The organism is Streptomyces sp. NBC_00669, assembly GCF_036226785.1.
Taxonomy (GTDB): Bacteria; Actinomycetota; Actinomycetes; order Streptomycetales; family Streptomycetaceae; genus Actinacidiphila.
The window spans coordinates 3645098-3661794 of record NZ_CP109018.1 but is presented as its reverse complement, the minus strand read 5'-3'; the positions used below and the strand labels follow the sequence as shown (position 1 = coordinate 3661794).

The 16697-nt window shown below is 75.1% G+C and carries 18 protein-coding genes; 12 read left to right on the top strand and 6 right to left on the bottom strand.

What is annotated here, in order from left to right:
- The first annotated feature begins 64 nt into the window (after nucleotides 1-64).
- Nucleotides 65-433: a holo-ACP synthase gene (locus OG896_RS14855; protein WP_329365761.1), complete on the top strand. Its 369-nt coding sequence runs from the start codon at nucleotides 65-67 to the stop codon at nucleotides 431-433.
- A 116-nt stretch (nucleotides 434-549) separates the two neighbouring features.
- Entirely contained in the window at nucleotides 550-1989 is a 1440-nt protein-coding gene (locus OG896_RS14850) for an NAD(P)H-hydrate dehydratase (RefSeq protein ID WP_329365759.1), read from the top strand.
- Here the strand turns inward: OG896_RS14850 and OG896_RS14845 are convergent.
- A complete protein-coding gene (locus tag OG896_RS14845) occupies nucleotides 1986-2963 on the bottom strand; it encodes an RNA polymerase sigma-70 factor (protein ID WP_329365756.1) in 978 nt (325 codons plus the stop codon). The genes OG896_RS14850 and OG896_RS14845 overlap by 4 nt on opposite strands.
- Nucleotides 2964-3824: 861 nt before the next feature.
- On the opposite strand from OG896_RS14845, the gene alr reads away from it, so the two are divergent.
- The 4 genes from alr to OG896_RS14825 all read left to right on the top strand — a co-directional run bounded on the left by alr (nucleotide 3825) and on the right by OG896_RS14825 (nucleotide 7369).
- A complete protein-coding gene (alr, locus tag OG896_RS14840) occupies nucleotides 3825-4982 on the top strand; it encodes an alanine racemase (protein WP_329365754.1) in 1158 nt (385 codons plus the stop codon).
- Nucleotides 4983-5113: 131 nt separating this feature from the next.
- Complete coding sequence (locus tag OG896_RS14835) at nucleotides 5114-6382, top strand: alpha/beta fold hydrolase (RefSeq protein ID WP_329365752.1); 1269 nt, start codon at nucleotides 5114-5116, stop codon at nucleotides 6380-6382.
- A gap of 11 nt (nucleotides 6383-6393) precedes the next feature.
- Nucleotides 6394-7002 (top strand): tRNA (adenosine(37)-N6)-threonylcarbamoyltransferase complex ATPase subunit type 1 TsaE, encoded by a 609-nt coding sequence (gene tsaE / locus OG896_RS14830; RefSeq protein ID WP_443057044.1) that lies wholly within the window; start codon nucleotides 6394-6396, stop codon nucleotides 7000-7002.
- Between the two features lie 190 nt (nucleotides 7003-7192).
- The gene (locus OG896_RS14825; RefSeq protein WP_329365751.1) at nucleotides 7193-7369 is read left to right on the top strand and encodes a hypothetical protein; all 177 of its coding nucleotides are present in this window, start codon (nucleotides 7193-7195) and stop codon (nucleotides 7367-7369) included.
- Nucleotides 7370-7379: 10 nt separating this feature from the next.
- On the opposite strand, the gene OG896_RS14820 is transcribed toward OG896_RS14825, so the two are convergent.
- Nucleotides 7380-7898 carry a hypothetical protein gene (locus tag OG896_RS14820; protein ID WP_329365749.1) on the bottom strand — a complete coding sequence of 173 codons (519 nt, stop codon included), beginning with the start codon at nucleotides 7896-7898 and terminating at the stop codon, nucleotides 7380-7382.
- 147 nt (nucleotides 7899-8045) lie between these two features.
- Between OG896_RS14820 and tsaB the strand changes: the two genes are divergently transcribed.
- Genes tsaB through OG896_RS14800 form a run of 4 tightly spaced genes read left to right on the top strand, consistent with a single transcriptional unit; the run spans nucleotide 8046 to nucleotide 10732 of the window.
- Nucleotides 8046-8711, top strand: a complete 666-nt coding sequence (gene tsaB, locus OG896_RS14815) for a tRNA (adenosine(37)-N6)-threonylcarbamoyltransferase complex dimerization subunit type 1 TsaB (RefSeq protein WP_329365747.1) — start codon at nucleotides 8046-8048, stop codon at nucleotides 8709-8711.
- Between the two features lie 47 nt (nucleotides 8712-8758).
- Nucleotides 8759-9310: a ribosomal protein S18-alanine N-acetyltransferase gene (rimI, locus tag OG896_RS14810; protein ID WP_329374016.1), complete on the top strand. Its 552-nt coding sequence runs from the start codon at nucleotides 8759-8761 to the stop codon at nucleotides 9308-9310.
- Between the two features lie 25 nt (nucleotides 9311-9335).
- Nucleotides 9336-10475, top strand: coding sequence for a tRNA (adenosine(37)-N6)-threonylcarbamoyltransferase complex transferase subunit TsaD (gene tsaD, locus OG896_RS14805; RefSeq protein WP_329365745.1), 1140 nt, complete (start codon nucleotides 9336-9338; stop codon nucleotides 10473-10475).
- On the top strand, nucleotides 10472-10732 hold the full coding sequence (locus OG896_RS14800; protein WP_329365743.1) for a hypothetical protein: 261 nt from the start codon (nucleotides 10472-10474) through the stop codon (nucleotides 10730-10732). Before tsaD ends, OG896_RS14800 begins: the two co-directional genes overlap by 4 nt.
- Here OG896_RS14800 and OG896_RS14795 read toward each other — a convergent pair.
- The gene (locus tag OG896_RS14795) at nucleotides 10722-11915 is read right to left on the bottom strand and encodes a class I SAM-dependent methyltransferase (RefSeq protein ID WP_329365741.1); all 1194 of its coding nucleotides are present in this window, start codon (nucleotides 11913-11915) and stop codon (nucleotides 10722-10724) included. The genes OG896_RS14800 and OG896_RS14795 overlap by 11 nt on opposite strands.
- 245 nt (nucleotides 11916-12160) lie before the next feature.
- Between OG896_RS14795 and groES the strand changes: the two genes are divergently transcribed.
- Both groES and groL read left to right on the top strand, forming a co-directional pair.
- Entirely contained in the window at nucleotides 12161-12469 is a 309-nt protein-coding gene (groES, locus tag OG896_RS14790) for a co-chaperone GroES (protein ID WP_033177833.1), read from the top strand.
- A 134-nt stretch (nucleotides 12470-12603) separates the two neighbouring features.
- Nucleotides 12604-14226 (top strand): chaperonin GroEL, encoded by a 1623-nt coding sequence (groL, locus tag OG896_RS14785; RefSeq protein WP_329365739.1) that lies wholly within the window; start codon nucleotides 12604-12606, stop codon nucleotides 14224-14226.
- A 119-nt stretch (nucleotides 14227-14345) separates the two neighbouring features.
- Here the strand turns inward: groL and OG896_RS14780 are convergent, their stop codons facing one another.
- From OG896_RS14780 to OG896_RS14770, 3 genes are read right to left on the bottom strand one after another with little or no spacing between them, the layout of a single operon-like run.
- Nucleotides 14346-15119: an SDR family NAD(P)-dependent oxidoreductase gene (locus OG896_RS14780; protein ID WP_329365737.1), complete on the bottom strand. Its 774-nt coding sequence runs from the start codon at nucleotides 15117-15119 to the stop codon at nucleotides 14346-14348.
- 46 nt (nucleotides 15120-15165) lie between these two features.
- Complete coding sequence (locus OG896_RS14775) at nucleotides 15166-15819, bottom strand: MOSC domain-containing protein (RefSeq protein ID WP_329365736.1); 654 nt, start codon at nucleotides 15817-15819, stop codon at nucleotides 15166-15168.
- Nucleotides 15820-15836: 17 nt separating this feature from the next.
- Entirely contained in the window at nucleotides 15837-16613 is a 777-nt protein-coding gene (locus OG896_RS14770) for a GNAT family N-acetyltransferase (protein WP_329365734.1), read from the bottom strand.
- Nucleotides 16614-16697 lie beyond the last annotated feature (84 nt).

The window sequence follows — 16697 nt, the reverse complement described above, 5'->3', positions numbered from 1 at the left end:
CCGCATCCCGGACCGCATCCCGGACGGCACTCGGTACGGTCCCCGGCACCGCAGCGGGCGCGGCGTGATCGTCGGCGTCGGCATCGACGTTGCCGAGATCCAGCGCTTCGAGGCGGCTCTGGCCCGCACCCCGGGCATGGCCGGACGCCTCTTCACCCCGGCCGAGTTGCTGCTGCCCTCCGGCGCCCCGCGCGGGTCCGCCTCGCTGGCGGCCCGCTTCGCCGCCAAGGAGGCCCTCGCCAAGGCGCTGGGCGCGCCCGCGGGCCTGCAGTGGCTCGACGCGGAGATCACCACGTCCCCGGCCGGCCAGCCGCACCTCGCCGTCCAGGGCACCGTCGCCGCCCACGCCGCCGCTCTCGGCGTCCGCAACTGGCACGTCTCGCTCTCCCACGACGCGGGCATCGCCTCGGCCGTGGTCATCGCCGAGAGCTGAGACCGCGACGGCTCACCTCGGCCGGGCCCCGGAGCGGGCACCACGGGTCGGCTTGGCGTGGCAGGGAGTTCGGCTGCTCCGTAAGCTCGGGAGGGGCGCCGAGCGGAAGGTTGCTGATGAGGTACGGGCACAGTGTGGAGACCGTGCGGCGGGGCGAGGCGGCGCTGATGGCGCGGGTGCCGGAGGGCGCGCTGATGCAGCGCGCGGCGGCCGGGCTGGCCACCGCGGGCGCGGACCTGCTGGGACGGGTCTACGGAGCGCGGGTGGCGGTGCTGGTGGGCAGCGGCGCGAACGGCGGGGACGCGCTCTTCGCGGCGGCGCGGCTGGTCCGCCGGGGCGCGGCGGCGACCGCGGTGCTGCTGAACCCGGAGCGGGCGTACGCCGAGGGGCTGGCGGCGTTCCGGGCGGCCGGGGGACGGGCGGTGACGGCGGACGAGGGTGCGCGGGCCGTCGCGCGGGCGGACCTGGTGCTGGACGGCGTGACCGGCATCGGCGGCAAGGGCGGGCTGCGGCCCGAGGCGGCCGACCTCGCGCGGGCCGCCCAGGACGCGCGGGCCGCGGTGCTCGCCGTGGATCTGCCCAGCGGGGTGGACGCCGACACCGGCGAGGTGCACGGCCCGGCGGTGCGCGCGGACGCGACCGTCACGTTCGGCACGTACAAGCCCGGGCTGCTGATCGACCCGGCGGCGGGGTTCGCCGGGGCGCTGCGGCTGGTGGACATCGGCCTGGACGGCGACCTCGGGGCGCCCGAGTTGGCGGCGCTCCAACACGCCGACGTGGCCGCGCTGCTGCCGCGGCCGAGCGGGGAGAGCGACAAGTACCGGCGGGGCGTGGTCGGGGTGGCCGCCGGGTCGGAGCGGTACCCGGGCGCGGCGGTGCTCGCGGTGTCCGGGGCGCTGCGCGGCGGCGCGGGCGCGGTGCGGTACGCCGGGCCCGGCGGGGCGGCGGTGCTGGCCCGGCACCCGGAGACCCTGGTGTCGGCCGGATCACCGCGCTCCGCGGGGCGGGTGCAGGCGTGGGTGGTCGGGCCCGGGCTCGGCGACACCGCGGACGCGCACACCGCGGTGGGCGACGCGCTGGCCGCGGACGTGCCGATCCTGGTCGACGCGGACGGGCTGCGGCTGCTGACCCCCGAGGCGGTCCGGCGGCGTACGGCGGCCACCGTGCTGACCCCGCACGCCGGGGAGGCGGCGGCGCTGCTCGGCTGGGCGCGCGAGGAGGTGGAGGGGCGGCGGCTGCACGCGGTGCGCGAGTTGGCCGCGCGGTTCGGGGCGACCGTGCTCCTCAAGGGCTCCACGACCCTGGTGGCCGACCCGGACCCGGCCCGCCCGGTGCGGGTCAACGCGACGGGCAGCGCGTGGCTGGCCACGGCCGGCAGCGGCGACGTGCTGTCCGGGCTGACCGGTTCGCTGCTCGCGGCCGGCCTCGCGGCCCAGGACGCCGCCTCGGTCGGCGCCTACCTGCACGGCCTGGCGGCCAGGCTGACCGAGGTCCCGCTGACCGCGCTCGACCTCGCCGACGCGCTGCCCCGCGCCTGGCGGAACGTGTCGGGCTAGGGCTTGCCGCCGTCAGACCCGGGGGACCAGGTCGCGGTCGGGTCGCCTGGTCCGCGCAGCCCGCTCAGCTTGTCGGGGTTGACCTGGAAGCGCAGCTCGCTGATCAGGCCGTCGGTGACTTCGAAGGTCAGCGCGCCGACGGGGTGGCCGCCGAGGGTGAACAGCACGCCGGGCTGCCCGTTGATGCCGGCCGCCCGCACGACGACGTCGGCCAGTTCCGGCTTGGCGAGCACCCCCAGCATCCAGCGGGCGACGCGGTCGGGCCTGCGCAGCGGCCTGGTCGCCGCGGTGACCTTTCCGCCGCCGTCGGACCAGGAGGTCACGTCGGGCGCGAGCAGTTCCATCAGCGCGTTGACGTCGCCGCCCGCGCTGGCGGCGAGGAACCGCTCGGTCAGTTCCCGCCGCGCCGCCTGGTCGACGTCCTCGGTGTCGTAGCGGGGGCGGCCGGCCTGGACGTGGTTCCTGGCGCGGTGTGCGGTCTGCCGTACGGCCGGCTCCGTACGGTCCAGGAACCCCGCGATCTCGCCATAGCCGTAGCCGAAGACGTCGTGCAGCACGAACACCGCCCGCTCCAGCGGGCTCAGCGACTCCAGGACCACCAGCATCGCCATCGACACCGAGTCCGCGCGTTCGGCGTGTTCGGCCGCGTCCGGGCTCGCCAGGCCGGTCAGCAGCGGCTCCGGCAGCCACGGTCCGACATACGTCTCCCGGGTGGCACGCGCCGACGTCAGGCGGTTCAGGCACAGATTCGTGACGGTGCGCACCAGATACGCCGTCGGGCGCTCCACCCTCGTACGGTCCACCGCCGCCCACTTCAGCCAGGCGTCCTGCAGCACATCCTCCGCGTCCGCCACGCTCCCGAGCATCCGGTACGCCGTCGAGAAGAGCAGCGCCCGGTCCCGGGTAAACGGCTCCACCGCCGCCCCCCCGACCACCTCGCCCTCCCCCGACTCCCCCTCAAAAAACCCGCGCATACGCCCACGCTATCCCGACCCCCGAGCAACCGGCCCCCGGCGGGTATCTGGGGCAGGCCCGGGTGAGCCGCACTTATCCGGGGACGCGGGGAACTGCGCGCGCAACCGGTCACCGGCGGGTGCTCGGCGGCGAAGCCGGAACTGTCGCGGCGGGGTGCCGGGGGACCCGCGGGTACACGCGGCGAGCAGCCACTCCCCAGGGGCGCGGGGAACTGCGCGCGCAACCGGTCACCGGCGGGTGCTCGGCGGCGAAGCCGGAACCGTCGCGGCGGGGAGCCGGGGGACCCGCGGGTATACGCGGCGAGCAGCCACTCCCCAGGGGCGCGGGGAACTGCGCGCGCAACCGGTCACCGGCGGGTGCCCGGCGCCGAGGCCGGAACCGTCGCGGCGGGGTGCCGGGGGACCCGCGGGTATACGCGGCGAGCAGCCACTCCCCAGGGGCGCGGGGAACTGCGCGCGCAACCGGTCACCGGCGGGTGCTCGGCGGCGAAGCCGGAACCGTCGCGGCGGGGTGCCGTGGCCCGTTTCTGCGGCGGGAGCCGAATTGCGGGGTGCCGTCGCCCGTTTCTGCGGCGGGAGTCGAATTGCGGGGTGCCGTCGCCCGTTCCTGCGGCGGGAGCCGAATTGCGGGGAGCCGTCACCCGTACCCGCGGCGGGAGCCGAATTGCGGGGAGCCGTCACCCGTACCCGCGGCGGGAGCCGAGCTGCGGGGTGCCGTCACCCGTACCCGCGGCGGGAGCCGAACCGCGGGGCCCGGGCCTGCGACACTTGCACGTGCGCAACGCGCAAAACCGCACCCGGACCGACGCCCGACAAGAAGATTCCGCACCGCACCCACAAGTCACCGCAAGGACCACCGCCATGGACACCGACTCCGCCGTCGCCCCCGCGCTTCGCGCCACCGCACGGATCGACCTCGCCGCGCTCCGCTCGAACGTGGCCGCGCTGCGCGCGCACGCGCCCGGCGCGGCGTTCATGGCCGTGGTGAAGGCGGACGCGTACGGCCACGGCATGGTGGCGTGCGCGCGGGCCGCTCAGCAGGCCGGCGCGGAGTGGCTCGGCGCGGCCACCCCGCAGGAGGCCCTCGCGTTGCGGGCGGCCGGCCTCGGCGGCAGGGTGCTGTGCTGGCTGTGGACCCCCGGAGGGCCCTGGCAGGAGTGCGTGGAGGCGGACATCGACGTGACGGTCAGCGCCCGTTGGGCGCTCGACGAGGTGGTCGCGGCGGCCCGCGCGGCGCACCGCACCGCACGGGTCCAGCTCAAGATCGACGCGGGCCTGGGCCGTAACGGCGCGCAGCCCGCCGACTGGCCGGACCTGACCCGCGCGGCACGCGCCGCCGAACGGGCCGGCGCGATCCGCGTCACCGGCGTGTGGTCCCACTTCTCGTGCGCCGACGAGCCCGACCACCCCTCGATCGCGCGCGAGCTCGGCGTGTTCCGTACCGCCCTCGCGCAGGCCGCGGAGGCCGGGCTCGACCCGGAGGTGCGGCACCTGGCGAACTCGCCCGGCACGCTCACCCTCCCCGAGGCCCACTTCGACCTGGTGCGGCCGGGCGTGGCGATGTACGGCATCTCGCCGGTGCCGCAGATCGGCGGCCCCGCGGACTTCGGGCTGCGCCCCGTGATGACGCTCGCGGCCCGGCTCGCCTCGGTCAAGCGCGTCCCCGGCAACCACGGCGTGAGCTACGGCCATATGTACGTCACCCCGGGTGAGACCACGCTTGCCCTGGTCCCGCTGGGGTATGCAGACGGTGTACCGCGGCATGCGTCGGGCAGCGGCCCGGTGCTCGTGGCCGGCAAGTGGCGGACGGTGGCGGGACGGGTGGCGATGGACCAGTTCGTGGTGGACCTCGGCGGCGACACCGCGGCGCCGGGCGACGAGGCGGTGCTCTTCGGTCCGGGCGACGCGGGCGAGCCCACCGCCGAGGACTGGGCGCGCGCCTGCGGCAGCATCGCGTACGAGATCGTCACCCGGATCGGCCCGCGGGTGCCGCGCGTGTACGTGGGCGAGGTGGCATGAGCGGCCAGGCCCAGGGGGCGCGGTCGGCGGGCTTCCGCGCGCCGGCGTGCATCGATCGGGTCCAGTGCGCCCCCACGTCCGGCCGGCCCGGCCGGAGTGCCGCCTCCGCACCGACGGGGAGTGGCTGACCGATGGCGGAGGGAGCGGGGATGAAGTGGGAGCGGGCCGGGCTGGTCGGCGCCGCGATCGGCGTGGTGGCGGCCGGCGCGGCCGCGGGCGTGGCGATCGAACGGGCCACCGTCGGCCGCGGGATGCGCCGCCGCGCGCAGCTCGCGCTCGATGCCGCGGGCCCGTACGGCAGCCTGCGCGGCACCCCTGGCGTCGCGGTGGCCGAGGACGGCACCGAGCTGTACTACGAGGTGGACGAGCCGCCGCCCGCACCGGAGCCGGAGAGCCCGCCGCCACCCGCCAGGTCCGCCCGTCCCGCCAATCGCGGCTGGCTGCGCGCCCGCCGCGCCGAGTCCGACGCCGAGTCCGGGGCCGGGCCGGAGGCCGAAGGGGCGCCGCAGCCGCCGGTCACCGTGGTCTTCTCGCACGGGTACTGCCTCAACCAGGACTCCTGGCACTTCCAGCGGGCGCTGCTGCGCGGCGCGGTGCGGGCGGTGTACTGGGACCAGCGCAGCCACGGCCGCAGCGAGCGCGGCCGGGACCAGCTCGCGGGCGAGCCGGCCACCATCGACGAGCTGGGCCGCGACCTGAAGGCGGTGCTCGACGCGGCGGTGCCGCAGGGCCCGGTGGTGCTGGTCGGGCACTCCATGGGCGGGATGACGGTGATGGCCTTCGCGGACCAGTTCCCGGAGTACGTCCGCGAGCGCGTCGCCGGAGTCGCGCTGATTTCCACTTCGGCGGGCAAGCTCGCCGCGGTGCCGCTGGGTCTTCCCGCGGTCGGCGCGCGGGCCTTTCGGGCGCTCGCGCCCGGCATGCTGCGGGTGATGGGCCGCCAGGCGGAGCTGGTGGAGCGCGGTCGGCGGGCCACCGCCGAGCTGTTCGCCGGCGTCATCAAGCGCTACAGCTTCGGTTCCAGCGACGTCGATCCGGGCGTGGCCCGCTTCGCCGAGCGGCTGATCGAGGGCACCCCGATCGACGTGGTGGCCGAGTTCTACCCGGCGTTCACCGAGCACGAGAAGAGCGAGAAGCTCGCCGCGCTCGCCGGCCCGCCCGCGCTGGTGCTGGCCGGCGACAAGGACCTGCTGACGCCGAGCGCGCACAGCGCGGACATCGCCGAGAAGCTGCCCGGCGCCGAGCTGGTGGTGGTGCCGGGCGCCGGTCACCTCGCGCTGCTGGAGCAGCCCGAGGTGGTGGGGGCCGCGCTGGCGGGGCTGATCGCGAAGGCCGCGGACGGCGTGCGCGCCCCCGTACCGCAGCGGCTGCGCGACCTGACGGCCACCATCGACGCGTAGCATTCGCCTTCATGGGCAAACCGCACGACCCTTATCCCGCGGCCGCGGGCACCGCAGAAGACGCGCACGCGGTCCGGATCACCGTACGCACCGCGGATCACATGCGTGAGCTGGGCAGACGGCTCGCCGCGCTGCTGGTTCCCGGCGATCTGGTGCTGCTCACCGGTGAGTTGGGCGCCGGCAAGACCACGCTCACCCGCGGGCTGGGCGAGGCGCTCGGCGTGCGCGGCGCGGTCACCTCGCCGACGTTCGTCATCGCCCGGGTGCACCCCTCGCTCACCGGCGGACCGGCGCTGGTGCACGTCGACGCGTACCGCCTCGGCGGCGGCCTCGACGAGATGGAGGACCTGGACCTCGACGTCTCCCTGCCGGAGTCCGTGGTGGTGGTGGAGTGGGGCGAGGGCAAGGTCGAGGACCTGTCGGACGCGCGGCTCCAGGTGGTGATCGGCCGCACGATCGGCGAGGAACGGGACCACGCGGCGGGCGGGGAGCCGCCCCACCCGGGCCCGGACGACGCCCTCGGGCCGGAGCCGGAGGGCGCCGACGACACGCGCGAGGTGACCGTGATCGGAATCGGGCCGCGCTGGGTCGGGCAGGACCTCACACCGCTGGTCTTCTGAGCGGCCGAGCGAGCGGCCGACCGAGCGGTCCGCCGAGCAGTCGGACCCGCGGTCGGCCATGCGGTCCGCCGAGCCGGAGGTTACGCCGACAGGCTGTCGGGAAGATGTTGCGCGAGGGTGGGTGGCCGTGGTGTGCTGGTAGCGGACACCTGCTTAGGGTTGCCTAACTTCTCTTCCCGGGGAGGCGCGCATGACGGCCCACGACGACGCTGCTGCACAGGCCCCGGCGCCTGCTGTGCCCAGGGTGCCCACGGTGCGGGACGTCCTCGCGTCCTGCGCCGCCGCGCGCACCGTCTCCACCGCTCCCTGCGACCCCGCCGAGCGGTCCGAGGACGAACCGGCCGACGGCCCGGCCCCGTCCGCGTAGGTTCGCGGGACTACGGCACCACGGCCACGAGGGAGCCCATGGGCGCGTGCCGCCAGAGCGCGGCGGCGTCGGAGGGCGCCTCGCGCATCACGGCGCCGGGAGCGCCCGCCCCCGCCCCCGCGTCCGCACTGGAGCCGAACCCGACGTTCGCTCCGTTGGTGGACGCGAACAGCACCACCTCGCCGCCCTCGCGGGCGAAGACGCGGTGCGTGCCGCGCGCGGGGGCGACGGTGCCGCCGCGCACCCCGTAGGTCCGCAGCACACCCTCGTGCGCGTCGACGAGCCACACCCGGTGCCGCCCGAGGCTGTAGACGACCCGGGCGCCGTGCCCGGAGCCGGCGGGGAGCGCGGTGGGCGCGGGGTCGGGGGAGGCGGCGGAGCCGGGCGCGGAGGTGGCGGTCCTGCCGGGTGCGGCGCCCGGGTGGTGCCGCGGCGGCGCGCCCACCGCGGCGGCCGTGAGCATCCCCACCGTCGCGAGCGCCGCCGCGAGGAACCCGGCCGCCGCGACCCCCGAACTGATCCGCACCACGGCCGCCGTCCTCCCGCCGGATCGACGTGCCGCCGAACCGACTGTCATATACGTGTAATGAGGCTTTTGTCGGAATTGAAAGTAGCAGTCGCACCGCTCGCCCCCCTGGCGCCCCGCCGCGCCCCGCGTGCGCCGTAGGCTGGGGGCGTGCTGCTGCTTGCCTTCGACACCGCCACACCCGCTGTCACCGCCGCCCTGTACGACGGGGAGAGGGTGCTCGCCGAGTCCACCGTGATCGACGCGCGCAGGCACGGCGAACTTCTCGTACCCGCCGTCGACCGGGTGCTGGGCACCGCCGGCCGCGCCCTCGCCGATGTCACGGGCGTGGTCGTCGGCACCGGCCCGGGCCCGTACACCGGGCTGCGGGTCGGCCTGGTCACCGCCGCGTCCTTCGGCGACGCCCTCGGCGTTCCGGTGCACGGCGTCTGCACGCTGGACGGGCTGGCCTGGGCGGCCGGCGAGGCGGGCCTGGACGGGCCGTTCGCGGTGGCCACCGACGCGCGCCGCAAGGAGGTGTACTGGGCGCGGTACGACGGCCCGCTGCACCGGGTGGGCGAGCCCGCCGTGGACCGCCCGGCCGACATCGCCGCCGAAGTCGCGGGGTTGCCCGCGGTCGGCGCCGGCGCCGCGCTCTACCCCGACGTCTTCACCGACCACCGCCCCGACCCCGCGCACCAGTCGGCCGGTGCGCTCGCCGCGCTCGCCGCCCACCGGCTGGCCGCGGGCGAGACGTTCCCGCCGGCCCGGCCGATGTACCTGCGCCGGCCCGACGCCCAGGTGCCGGCCGGCTACAAGGCGGTACTGCCGAAGTGACCGAGCGAACCGGCGGCGCCCCCGCGGGCGGCGCCACCCTGCGCGCCATGCGCTGGTGGGACCTGGACGCCGTACTCGCCCTCGAACACGAACTCTTCCCCGAGGACGCGTGGTCGCGCGGCATGTTCTGGTCCGAACTCGCCGATGCCCGGCACCCGTCCGCCAGCCGCACCTACGTCGTCGCCGAGGAAGCCGTCGAGGAAGCCGTCGAGGAAGCCGTCGAGCAGGCCGGGGCGCAGGCCGCCCCGGACCCGCCCGGCGCCGCCCCGGCCGGCACCCCGCGGATCGTCGGCTACGCCGGTTTCGCGGCGATCGCCGGCACCGGCGACGTGCAGACCATCGCCACCGCCCGCGACCAGTGGGGCAGCGGCCTCGGCGGCCGGCTGCTCACCGAGCTGCTGCGGGCCGCGACCGCCGCCGAGTGCCACGAGGTGCTGCTGGAGGTGCGGGTGGACAACGCCCGCGCCCAGCGGCTCTACCAGCGCTTCGGCTTCGAGCCCATCGGCGTGCGCCGCGGCTACTACCAGCCCGGCAACGTGGACGCGCTCGTGATGCGGCTGGCCGATCCCGCGCAGACCTTCGCCGCCGACCTTCGTTGAGGAATTCTGAGGATCTGAGGAACTGATGGCTGACGAACCCCTGGTCCTGGGTATCGAGACCTCCTGCGACGAGACCGGCGTCGGCATCGTCCGCGGCCACACCCTGCTCGCCGACGCGGTCGCCTCCAGCGTCGACGAGCACGCCCGCTACGGCGGGGTGGTGCCCGAAGTCGCCAGCCGCGCGCACCTGGAGGCGATGGTCCCCACCATCCAGCGCGCCCTGAAGGACGCCGGGGTCAGCGCCCGCGACCTCGACGGCATCGCGGTCACCGCCGGGCCCGGGCTGGCGGGCGCGCTGCTGGTCGGCGTCTCGGCCGCCAAGGCGTACGCCTACGCGCTCGGCAAGCCGCTGTACGGGGTCAACCACCTCGCCTCGCACATCTGCGTCGACCAGCTCGAACACGGCGCGCTGCCCGAGCCGACGATGGCCCTGCTGGTCTCCGGCGGCCACTCCTCGCTGCTGCTCGCCCCCGACATCACCAGCGACGTCCGCCCGCTCGGCGCGACCATCGACGACGCGGCCGGCGAGGCGTTCGACAAGGTCGCCCGGGTGCTCGGCCTCGGCTTCCCCGGCGGGCCGGTGATCGACCGCTACGCCCGCGACGGCGACCCGCGGGCGATCGCCTTCCCGCGCGGCCTGACCGGCGGCCGCGACCCGATCTACGACTTCTCCTTCTCGGGCCTGAAGACCGCCGTCGCCCGCTGGGTCGAGGCGCGCCGCCGGGACGGCGAGGACGTACCGGTCGCCGACGTGGCGGCGTCCTTCCAGGAAGCCGTGGTCGACGTGCTGACCCGCAAGGCCGTCCGCGCCTGCAAGGACAACGGCGTCGACCACCTGATGATCGGCGGGGGAGTGGCCGCCAACTCCCGGCTGCGCGCGCTCGCCCTTCAGCGGTGCGAGGACGCCGGCGTCCTGCTGCGGGTGCCGCGCCCCGGGCTGTGCACGGACAACGGCGCCATGGTCGCCGCGCTCGGCGCCGAGATGGTCGCCCGCGGCCGCTCGGCCTCCACCCTGGACCTGCCGGCCGACTCCTCGCTGCCGGTCACCGAGGTCTCGGTGCCCGGCCACACCCACGACGAGCAGCACCCCCACGACCACGGCCACGCACATCCCCACGACCACGACCATGTGCACGAGTTGAGCAAGGACAACCTGTACGGATGACCGTCACGCTGATGTGGGAGGCGGCCGCGGCCGACGACCGCGGCGCCGAACTCCTGGACTGGGCACGGCGGCAGGAGCTGTCCGGCGCGCCCGAGCGGGTGGAGTACCTGACCGCGCCCGGCGACCGGGTGCTCGTCATCACCTGGTGGGACGCGCCCTACGGCGCCGAGCTGCCCGAACTCCCGGACCCGCCGGCGGAGTTGGTCCGCCGTCAGGTGCACCGCTGGCGGTTCGTGTCGGTCGCGGTCAGACCCTGATCCGGCCGTCCCACGCCACCGGCTCGCCGACCAGCATCGCCGGCGCCCCCGCCATCCGGGTCAGGAACACCGTCGCCTCGTGCGGCCCCCGCGGCCGTACCCGGCGCCTCAACTCCTCGGGTTCCATGGCGAATCCGCGCTTCTTCACGGTCAGCCGCCCCACCTCGCGCTCCCGCAGCAGCGCCTTGAGCCGCTTGAGCCCGAACGGCAGCGCGTCCCGGATCTCGTACGCCGCCGCGTACGGCGTCGGGTGCGGCGCGTCGCCGGTCACGTACGCGATGGTCGGGTCGATCAGCCCGCCGCCCACCTCGTCCGCCACCAGGGCGACCAGGTGCGCGCGGATCACCGCGCCGTCCGGCTCGTACAGGTACCGCCCCACCGGCCGCACCGGCGGGTCCGGCGGCAGGCCGCGCGCGGCGAGGTCCGCCCCGCCCGGCAGCAGCGTGGCGCGTACGGTGCCGGGCGCGGTGCCGAACCACAGCGCCGCCTCCTTCACCTCGCCCCGGTCCGAGACCCACTCCGCCTCCGCGTCCTGGGGCACCGCCTCGTGCGGGATGCCCGGCGCCACCTTCACCGCGGCGTGCGGGACGGTGCGTGCCGCCGCCAGCGCCCAGGACAGCGGCGGGGAGTACGCCTCCGGGTCGAACGTGCGGCCCCGGCCCGAGCGGCGCGCCGGGTCCACGAACACCGCGTCGTACCCGGCGGTGTCCACCTCCGCGACGTCCGCGCAGCGCACCTCGATCCGGTCGGCCAGGCCCAGTCCGTCGGCGTTCGCCCGGGCCACCGCGCAGGTGAGCGGGTCGCGGTCCACCGCCAGCACCTCGATGCCGGCGCGGGCCAGCGCGACCGCGTCGCCGCCGATGCCGCCGCACAGGTCGGCCAGCCGCCGTACGCCCAGCGCGCGGAAGCGCTCCGCCCGGTGCGCGGCGACCGACGCGCGGGTCGCCTGCTCGACGCCGTCGGGCGTGAAGTACATCCGCGCGGCGTCCTCGGCCGCGAACTTCGCCGCGGCGCGCTGCCGCAGCCGGCTCTGCCCGAGGGCGGCGGAGACCAGCGCGATGTCGTGGGTGCGCCGCAGCCGGGTGGCGGCCGCCAGTTCGTCGGCGGGGTCCAGTTCACGCAGCTCGGCGAGCAGGGCCTGCCCCTCGGGGGTGAGCAGCGCGTCGAAGTCCTCGGGATTCACCCGCCCATTGTCCGCGCCCCGGGCGAACCCCCTTGGACGGGGCCGCGGGTACACCCGTATGTGCGGCGCCGCTGGCACTCCGCTTGACCGAGTGCTAAGCGCGTCCTAGTCTCGGTTCTGGCACTCGGCACCGCTGAGTGCCAGAACTCAGCGACGGGCAGGTCCGGCACCCGCGACGACGGGCCTACCAGGTCGCCGACCCAGACAGACACTCCCGTGAGCCCTTTGAAGGGGGAGGTCGGATCGTGACGACCGCCAGCACCAAGGTTGCCATCAAGCCGCTTGAGGACCGCATCGTGGTCCAGCCGCTCGACGCCGAGCAGACCACGGCCTCGGGCCTGGTCATTCCGGACACCGCCAAGGAGAAGCCCCAGGAGGGCGTCGTCCTGGCCGTGGGCCCGGGCCGCTTCGAGGACGGCAACCGGCTGCCGCTCGACGTCGCCGTCGGCGACGTCGTGCTCTACAGCAAGTACGGCGGCACCGAGGTGAAGTACAACGGCGAGGAGTACCTCGTCCTCTCGGCCCGCGACGTTCTCGCGATCATCGAGAAGTAATTTTCCGGCTTCACCACCAGCCGTGATCCCGCCCCGGATTCTCCGCGCCCTCTTCCGGCCGGGGCCGGGGCGGTTTCGTTGACCGTCCTCACTGACTGACGACGACATACGAGTAGACGAGGTAGTTCGCAGGCATGGCCAAGATCCTTAAGTTCGACGAGGACGCCCGTCGCGCCCTTGAGCGCGGTGTCAACAAGCTCGCCGACACCGTGAAGGTGACCATCGGCCCCAAGGGCCGCAACGTCGTGATCGACAAGAAGTTCGGCGCCCCGACCATCACCAACGACGGCGTGACCATCGCCCGCGAGGTGGAGATCGAGGACCCGTACGAGAACCTGGGCGCCCAGCTCGTCAAGGAGGTGGCGACCAAGACCAACGACATCGCGGGTGACGGCACCACCACCGCGACCGTGCTGGCGCAGGCGCTGGTCCGCGAGGGCCTGCGCAACGTCGCCGCCGGCGCCTCCCCCGCCGCGCTGAAGAAGGGCATCGACGCGGCCGTCAAGGCGGTCTCCGACGAGCTGCTCTCCTCCGCCCGCGCGATCGAGGGCAAGGAGGACATCGCCGCCGTCGCCGCCCTGTCCGCGCAGGACAAGCAGGTCGGCGACCTGATCGCCGAGGCGATGGACAAGGTCGGCAAGGACGGTGTCATCACCGTCGAGGAGTCCAACACCTTCGGGCTCGAGCTGGACTTCACCGAGGGCATGGCCTTCGACAAGGGCTACCTGTCGCCGTACTTCGTCACCGACCAGGAGCGGATGGAGGCCGTCCTCGACGACCCGTACATCCTCATCCACCAGGGCAAGATCGGTTCGATCCAGGACCTGCTGCCGCTGCTGGAGAAGGTCATCCAGGCCAACTCCTCCAAGCCGCTGCTGATCATCGCCGAGGACGTCGAGGGCGAGGCGCTCTCCACCCTCGTGGTCAACAAGATCCGCGGCACCTTCAACGCGGTCGCGGTCAAGGCCCCCGGCTTCGGTGACCGCCGCAAGGCCATGCTGGGCGACATCGCCACGCTGACCGGCGCCACCGTCATCGCCGAGGAGGTCGGCCTCAAGCTCGACCAGGCCGGTCTCGACCTGCTGGGCTCCGCCCGCCGGGTCACCGTCACCAAGGACGAGACCACCATCGTCGACGGTGCCGGCGACAAGGCCGAGATCGAGGGCCGGGTCGGCCAGATCAAGGCCGAGATCACCACCACCGACTCCGACTGGGACCGCGAGAAGCTCCAGGAGCGCCTCGCGAAGCTGGCCGGCGGCGTCTGCGTGATCAAGGTCGGCGCGGCCACCGAGGTCGAGCTGAAGGAGAAGAAGCACCGCCTGGAGGACGCGATCTCCGCGACCCGCGCGGCCGTCGAGGAGGGCATCGTCTCCGGCGGTGGCTCCGCGCTCGTGCACGCGGTCAAGGTGCTCGGCGACAACCTGGGCAAGTCCGGCGACGAGGCCACCGGTGTCGCCGTCGTGCGCCGCGCCGCGGTCGAGCCGCTGCGCTGGATCGCCGAGAACGCCGGCCTGGAGGGCTACGTCATCACCTCCAAGGTCGCCGAGCTCGACAAGGGCCACGGCTTCAACGCCGCCACCGGCGAGTACGGCGACCTGGTCAAGGCCGGCGTCATCGACCCGGTGAAGGTCACCCGCTCCGCCCTGGAGAACGCGGCGTCCATCGCCTCCCTGCTGCTCACGACCGAGACCCTGGTCGTCGAGAAGAAGGAAGAGGAGCCGGAGGCCGCTGCCGGCGGTCACGGCCACAGCCACTGACGCACACCCGCGTCCGAGGCCCCTTGAGGCCCCGAGGGCCCGCCACCCCGTTCACGGAGTGGCGGGCCCCGGTCGTTCCCGCGGGCGGGTTCCCGCGGTGGCCTGCCCTCGCCGCGCGGTCAGCCCTTCGGGTCGAACCGGCCGGTCCGGCTGGAGGCCGCGCCGAAGAGGGCCGGCGGCACATGGCGGGCGAGCGAGACCGCCACCTTGTAGCGGGCCGACGGCACGCTGATCGTGCGGCCCCTGGCCAGGTCGCGCAGGGCGGTGGCGACGACCGCGTCCGCGTCGAGCCAGGCCCACGACGGCAGCCGGGAGGCGTCCATGCCGGCCCGGGCGTGGAACTCGGTGCGCACGAACCCCGGGCACAGGGCGAGGAAGCGCACCCCCGAGCCGCGCAGTTCGTGCGACAGCCCTTCGGTGAACCGCACCACCCACGCCTTGCTCGCGCCGTACGTGCCGCGCGGCACGTAGGCCGCGACCGAGGCGACGTTCACCACGAAGCCGCGCCGCCGCTCCCGCATCCCCTCCACCGCGGCCGTGGTCAGCCGCAGCACCGCCTCGCAGTGCACCTTGATCATCCGCACCTCGTCCTCGACGGGCACGTCGAGGAACGTGCCGCCGTGGCCGAACCCGGCGTTGTTCACCAGCACGTCCACCGGCCGGGCGGAGTCGCGCAGCCGCGCCTCGACCGCCTCGATCCCGGTGTCCGTCGCGAGGTCGGCGGCCAGCACCTCCACCTCGACGCCGTGCCGCTCGCGCAGGTCCGCCGCGAACCGGGCGAGCCGGTCGGCGTTCCGGGCGACCAGCACCAGGGCGTGATCGTCGGCGGCGAGCCGGCGGGCGAAGGCCGCGCCGAGGCCCGCGGTCGCCCCGGTCACCAGAGAAGTCGTCATACCGCCACCCTAGAAGGGCCGGGCCGCGCCTGGCGCCCCGCCGCGGTCAGCGGTCCAGCCGCCGCCGGATCTGCGCCCGGTCCGCGGCCGGGAAGGCGGCCAGGTCGACCAGCAGCGGCAGCAGTTCGGGCTCGCTGGTCACCGCGCGGAACGCCACCGCCACGGTCACCTCGTGCGCCGGCCGGTCCACCACGTCCACCGCGTCGCCCGCGCTGACCTCGCCCGGCTCGATCACCCGCAGATACGGTCCCGGCCGCGCGGCCCGCACGAACCGCCGGGTCCACCCGCCCTCCGCCAGCCATCCGGCGAAGGTCGCACACGGGATGCGCGGGCAGGACACCTCCAGCAGCGCGGAGCCGATCCGCCAACGCTCCCCGATCAGCGCCGCGTTGACGTCGATCCCGGCCGTGGTCAGGTTCTCCCCGAAGGAGCCGTTGGGCAGCTCCCGGCCCAACTCCTGCTGCCAGCGGTCCAGATCCTCCCGGGCGTACGCGTACACGGCCTGGTCGTCGCCGCCGTGGTGCTTCACGTCGTACACCCGGTCACCCGCGAGCCCGACCGCGCCGGTTCCCTTCGGACCAGGCGCCGCCACGGCCACCGGACCGGGCACCGGCTGCTTGTCGATGCCGGTCGCGGGCAGCTGCTTCCACTGATTCGGCTGCGGCCGACCGATGTTGACGGTCAGCACCTTCCGGTCCATCGCCCGCCGCCCCTTCGTCAGTCCGCCGCGAGGATGTACGGCGTGGTGACGGCCAGCGCGGCGAAGCCCAGCCGCTCCAGGATCGGCCGGCTCTGGTCCGAGGCGTCCACCTGGAGGTAGCGGCAGCCGCGCGCGGCGGCGATACGGGCGCGGTGCGCGACCAGCGCGCGGTAGACGCCGCGGCCACGCCACTCCTCGACGGTGCCGCCGCCCCACAGGCTCGCGAACTCCGTGCCCGGGTGGAACTCCATCCGGGCGCCGCACACCGGCCGCTCGCCCGCCATCGCCACGGTCATCTCCACGTCGGGACCGCCGACTTCGGCCAGCAGCCGCTCCCTCAGGCGGGCGGATTCCGTGCCGAACGCCTGGTCGTGCACGTCCGCGATCAGGTGCACGCCCGCCGCGTCCGTCACCGGCTCCAGCCGGACCCCCTCCGGCACCGGGGTGTCCGTCGGCAGCGCCGCGATCTCCGCGACCATCAGGGTCTCCGGGGGTTCGGCGACGAACCCCGCGGCGGTCAGCCGCTCGGGGAGGTCCGCGGGCAGGTCGTACGAGTACAGCTTCCACTCGAACTCGCGGCCCTTGCCTTCGGGGGAGCGCAGCCATGTCCGCTGCGCGGCGATCGCCCGGTCCGCCTTCGCGCCCTCCTCCGCGGTGAACCCCGACCACACGACTCCGGCCCACCCGTTCGGGCCGTCGCCCTCGACCAGGCGCACGACCCCCTCCGCCGTCACCGGTCCCGCCCCCCGCCGGATCTGGCCGTCAAACGTCTTCCGCAGCTGCCCCATGTCCATCCCCGCACTCTAGGGGGCCCCTGTCCCCCCGGGCTGCCCCTTTTTCCCCGTCCCGGGACCTCGCGGCCGGTGGGTGGTTGCGCG

What these genes read in the sequence shown, in the direction of transcription:
- OG896_RS14850 (WP_329365759.1), top strand. Translation starts at nt 550, where the DNA reads ATGAGGTACGGGCACAGTGTGGAGACCGTGCGGCGGGGCGAGGCGGCG.
- OG896_RS14845 (WP_329365756.1), bottom strand. Translation starts at nt 2,963, where the DNA reads ATGCGCGGGTTTTTTGAGGGGGAGTCGGGGGAGGGCGAGGTGGTCGGG.
- alr (WP_329365754.1), top strand. Translation starts at nt 3,825, where the DNA reads ATGGACACCGACTCCGCCGTCGCCCCCGCGCTTCGCGCCACCGCACGG.
- OG896_RS14835 (WP_329365752.1), top strand. Translation starts at nt 5,114, where the DNA reads ATGGCGGAGGGAGCGGGGATGAAGTGGGAGCGGGCCGGGCTGGTCGGC.
- tsaE (WP_443057044.1), top strand. Translation starts at nt 6,394, where the DNA reads ATGGGCAAACCGCACGACCCTTATCCCGCGGCCGCGGGCACCGCAGAA.
- OG896_RS14825 (WP_329365751.1), top strand. Translation starts at nt 7,193, where the DNA reads ATGACGGCCCACGACGACGCTGCTGCACAGGCCCCGGCGCCTGCTGTG.
- rimI (WP_329374016.1), top strand. Translation starts at nt 8,759, where the DNA reads ATGCGCTGGTGGGACCTGGACGCCGTACTCGCCCTCGAACACGAACTC.
- tsaD (WP_329365745.1), top strand. Translation starts at nt 9,336, where the DNA reads ATGGCTGACGAACCCCTGGTCCTGGGTATCGAGACCTCCTGCGACGAG.
- OG896_RS14800 (WP_329365743.1), top strand. Translation starts at nt 10,472, where the DNA reads ATGACCGTCACGCTGATGTGGGAGGCGGCCGCGGCCGACGACCGCGGC.
- groL (WP_329365739.1), top strand. Translation starts at nt 12,604, where the DNA reads ATGGCCAAGATCCTTAAGTTCGACGAGGACGCCCGTCGCGCCCTTGAG.
- OG896_RS14780 (WP_329365737.1), bottom strand. Translation starts at nt 15,119, where the DNA reads ATGACGACTTCTCTGGTGACCGGGGCGACCGCGGGCCTCGGCGCGGCC.
- OG896_RS14775 (WP_329365736.1), bottom strand. Translation starts at nt 15,819, where the DNA reads ATGGACCGGAAGGTGCTGACCGTCAACATCGGTCGGCCGCAGCCGAAT.
- OG896_RS14770 (WP_329365734.1), bottom strand. Translation starts at nt 16,613, where the DNA reads ATGGACATGGGGCAGCTGCGGAAGACGTTTGACGGCCAGATCCGGCGG.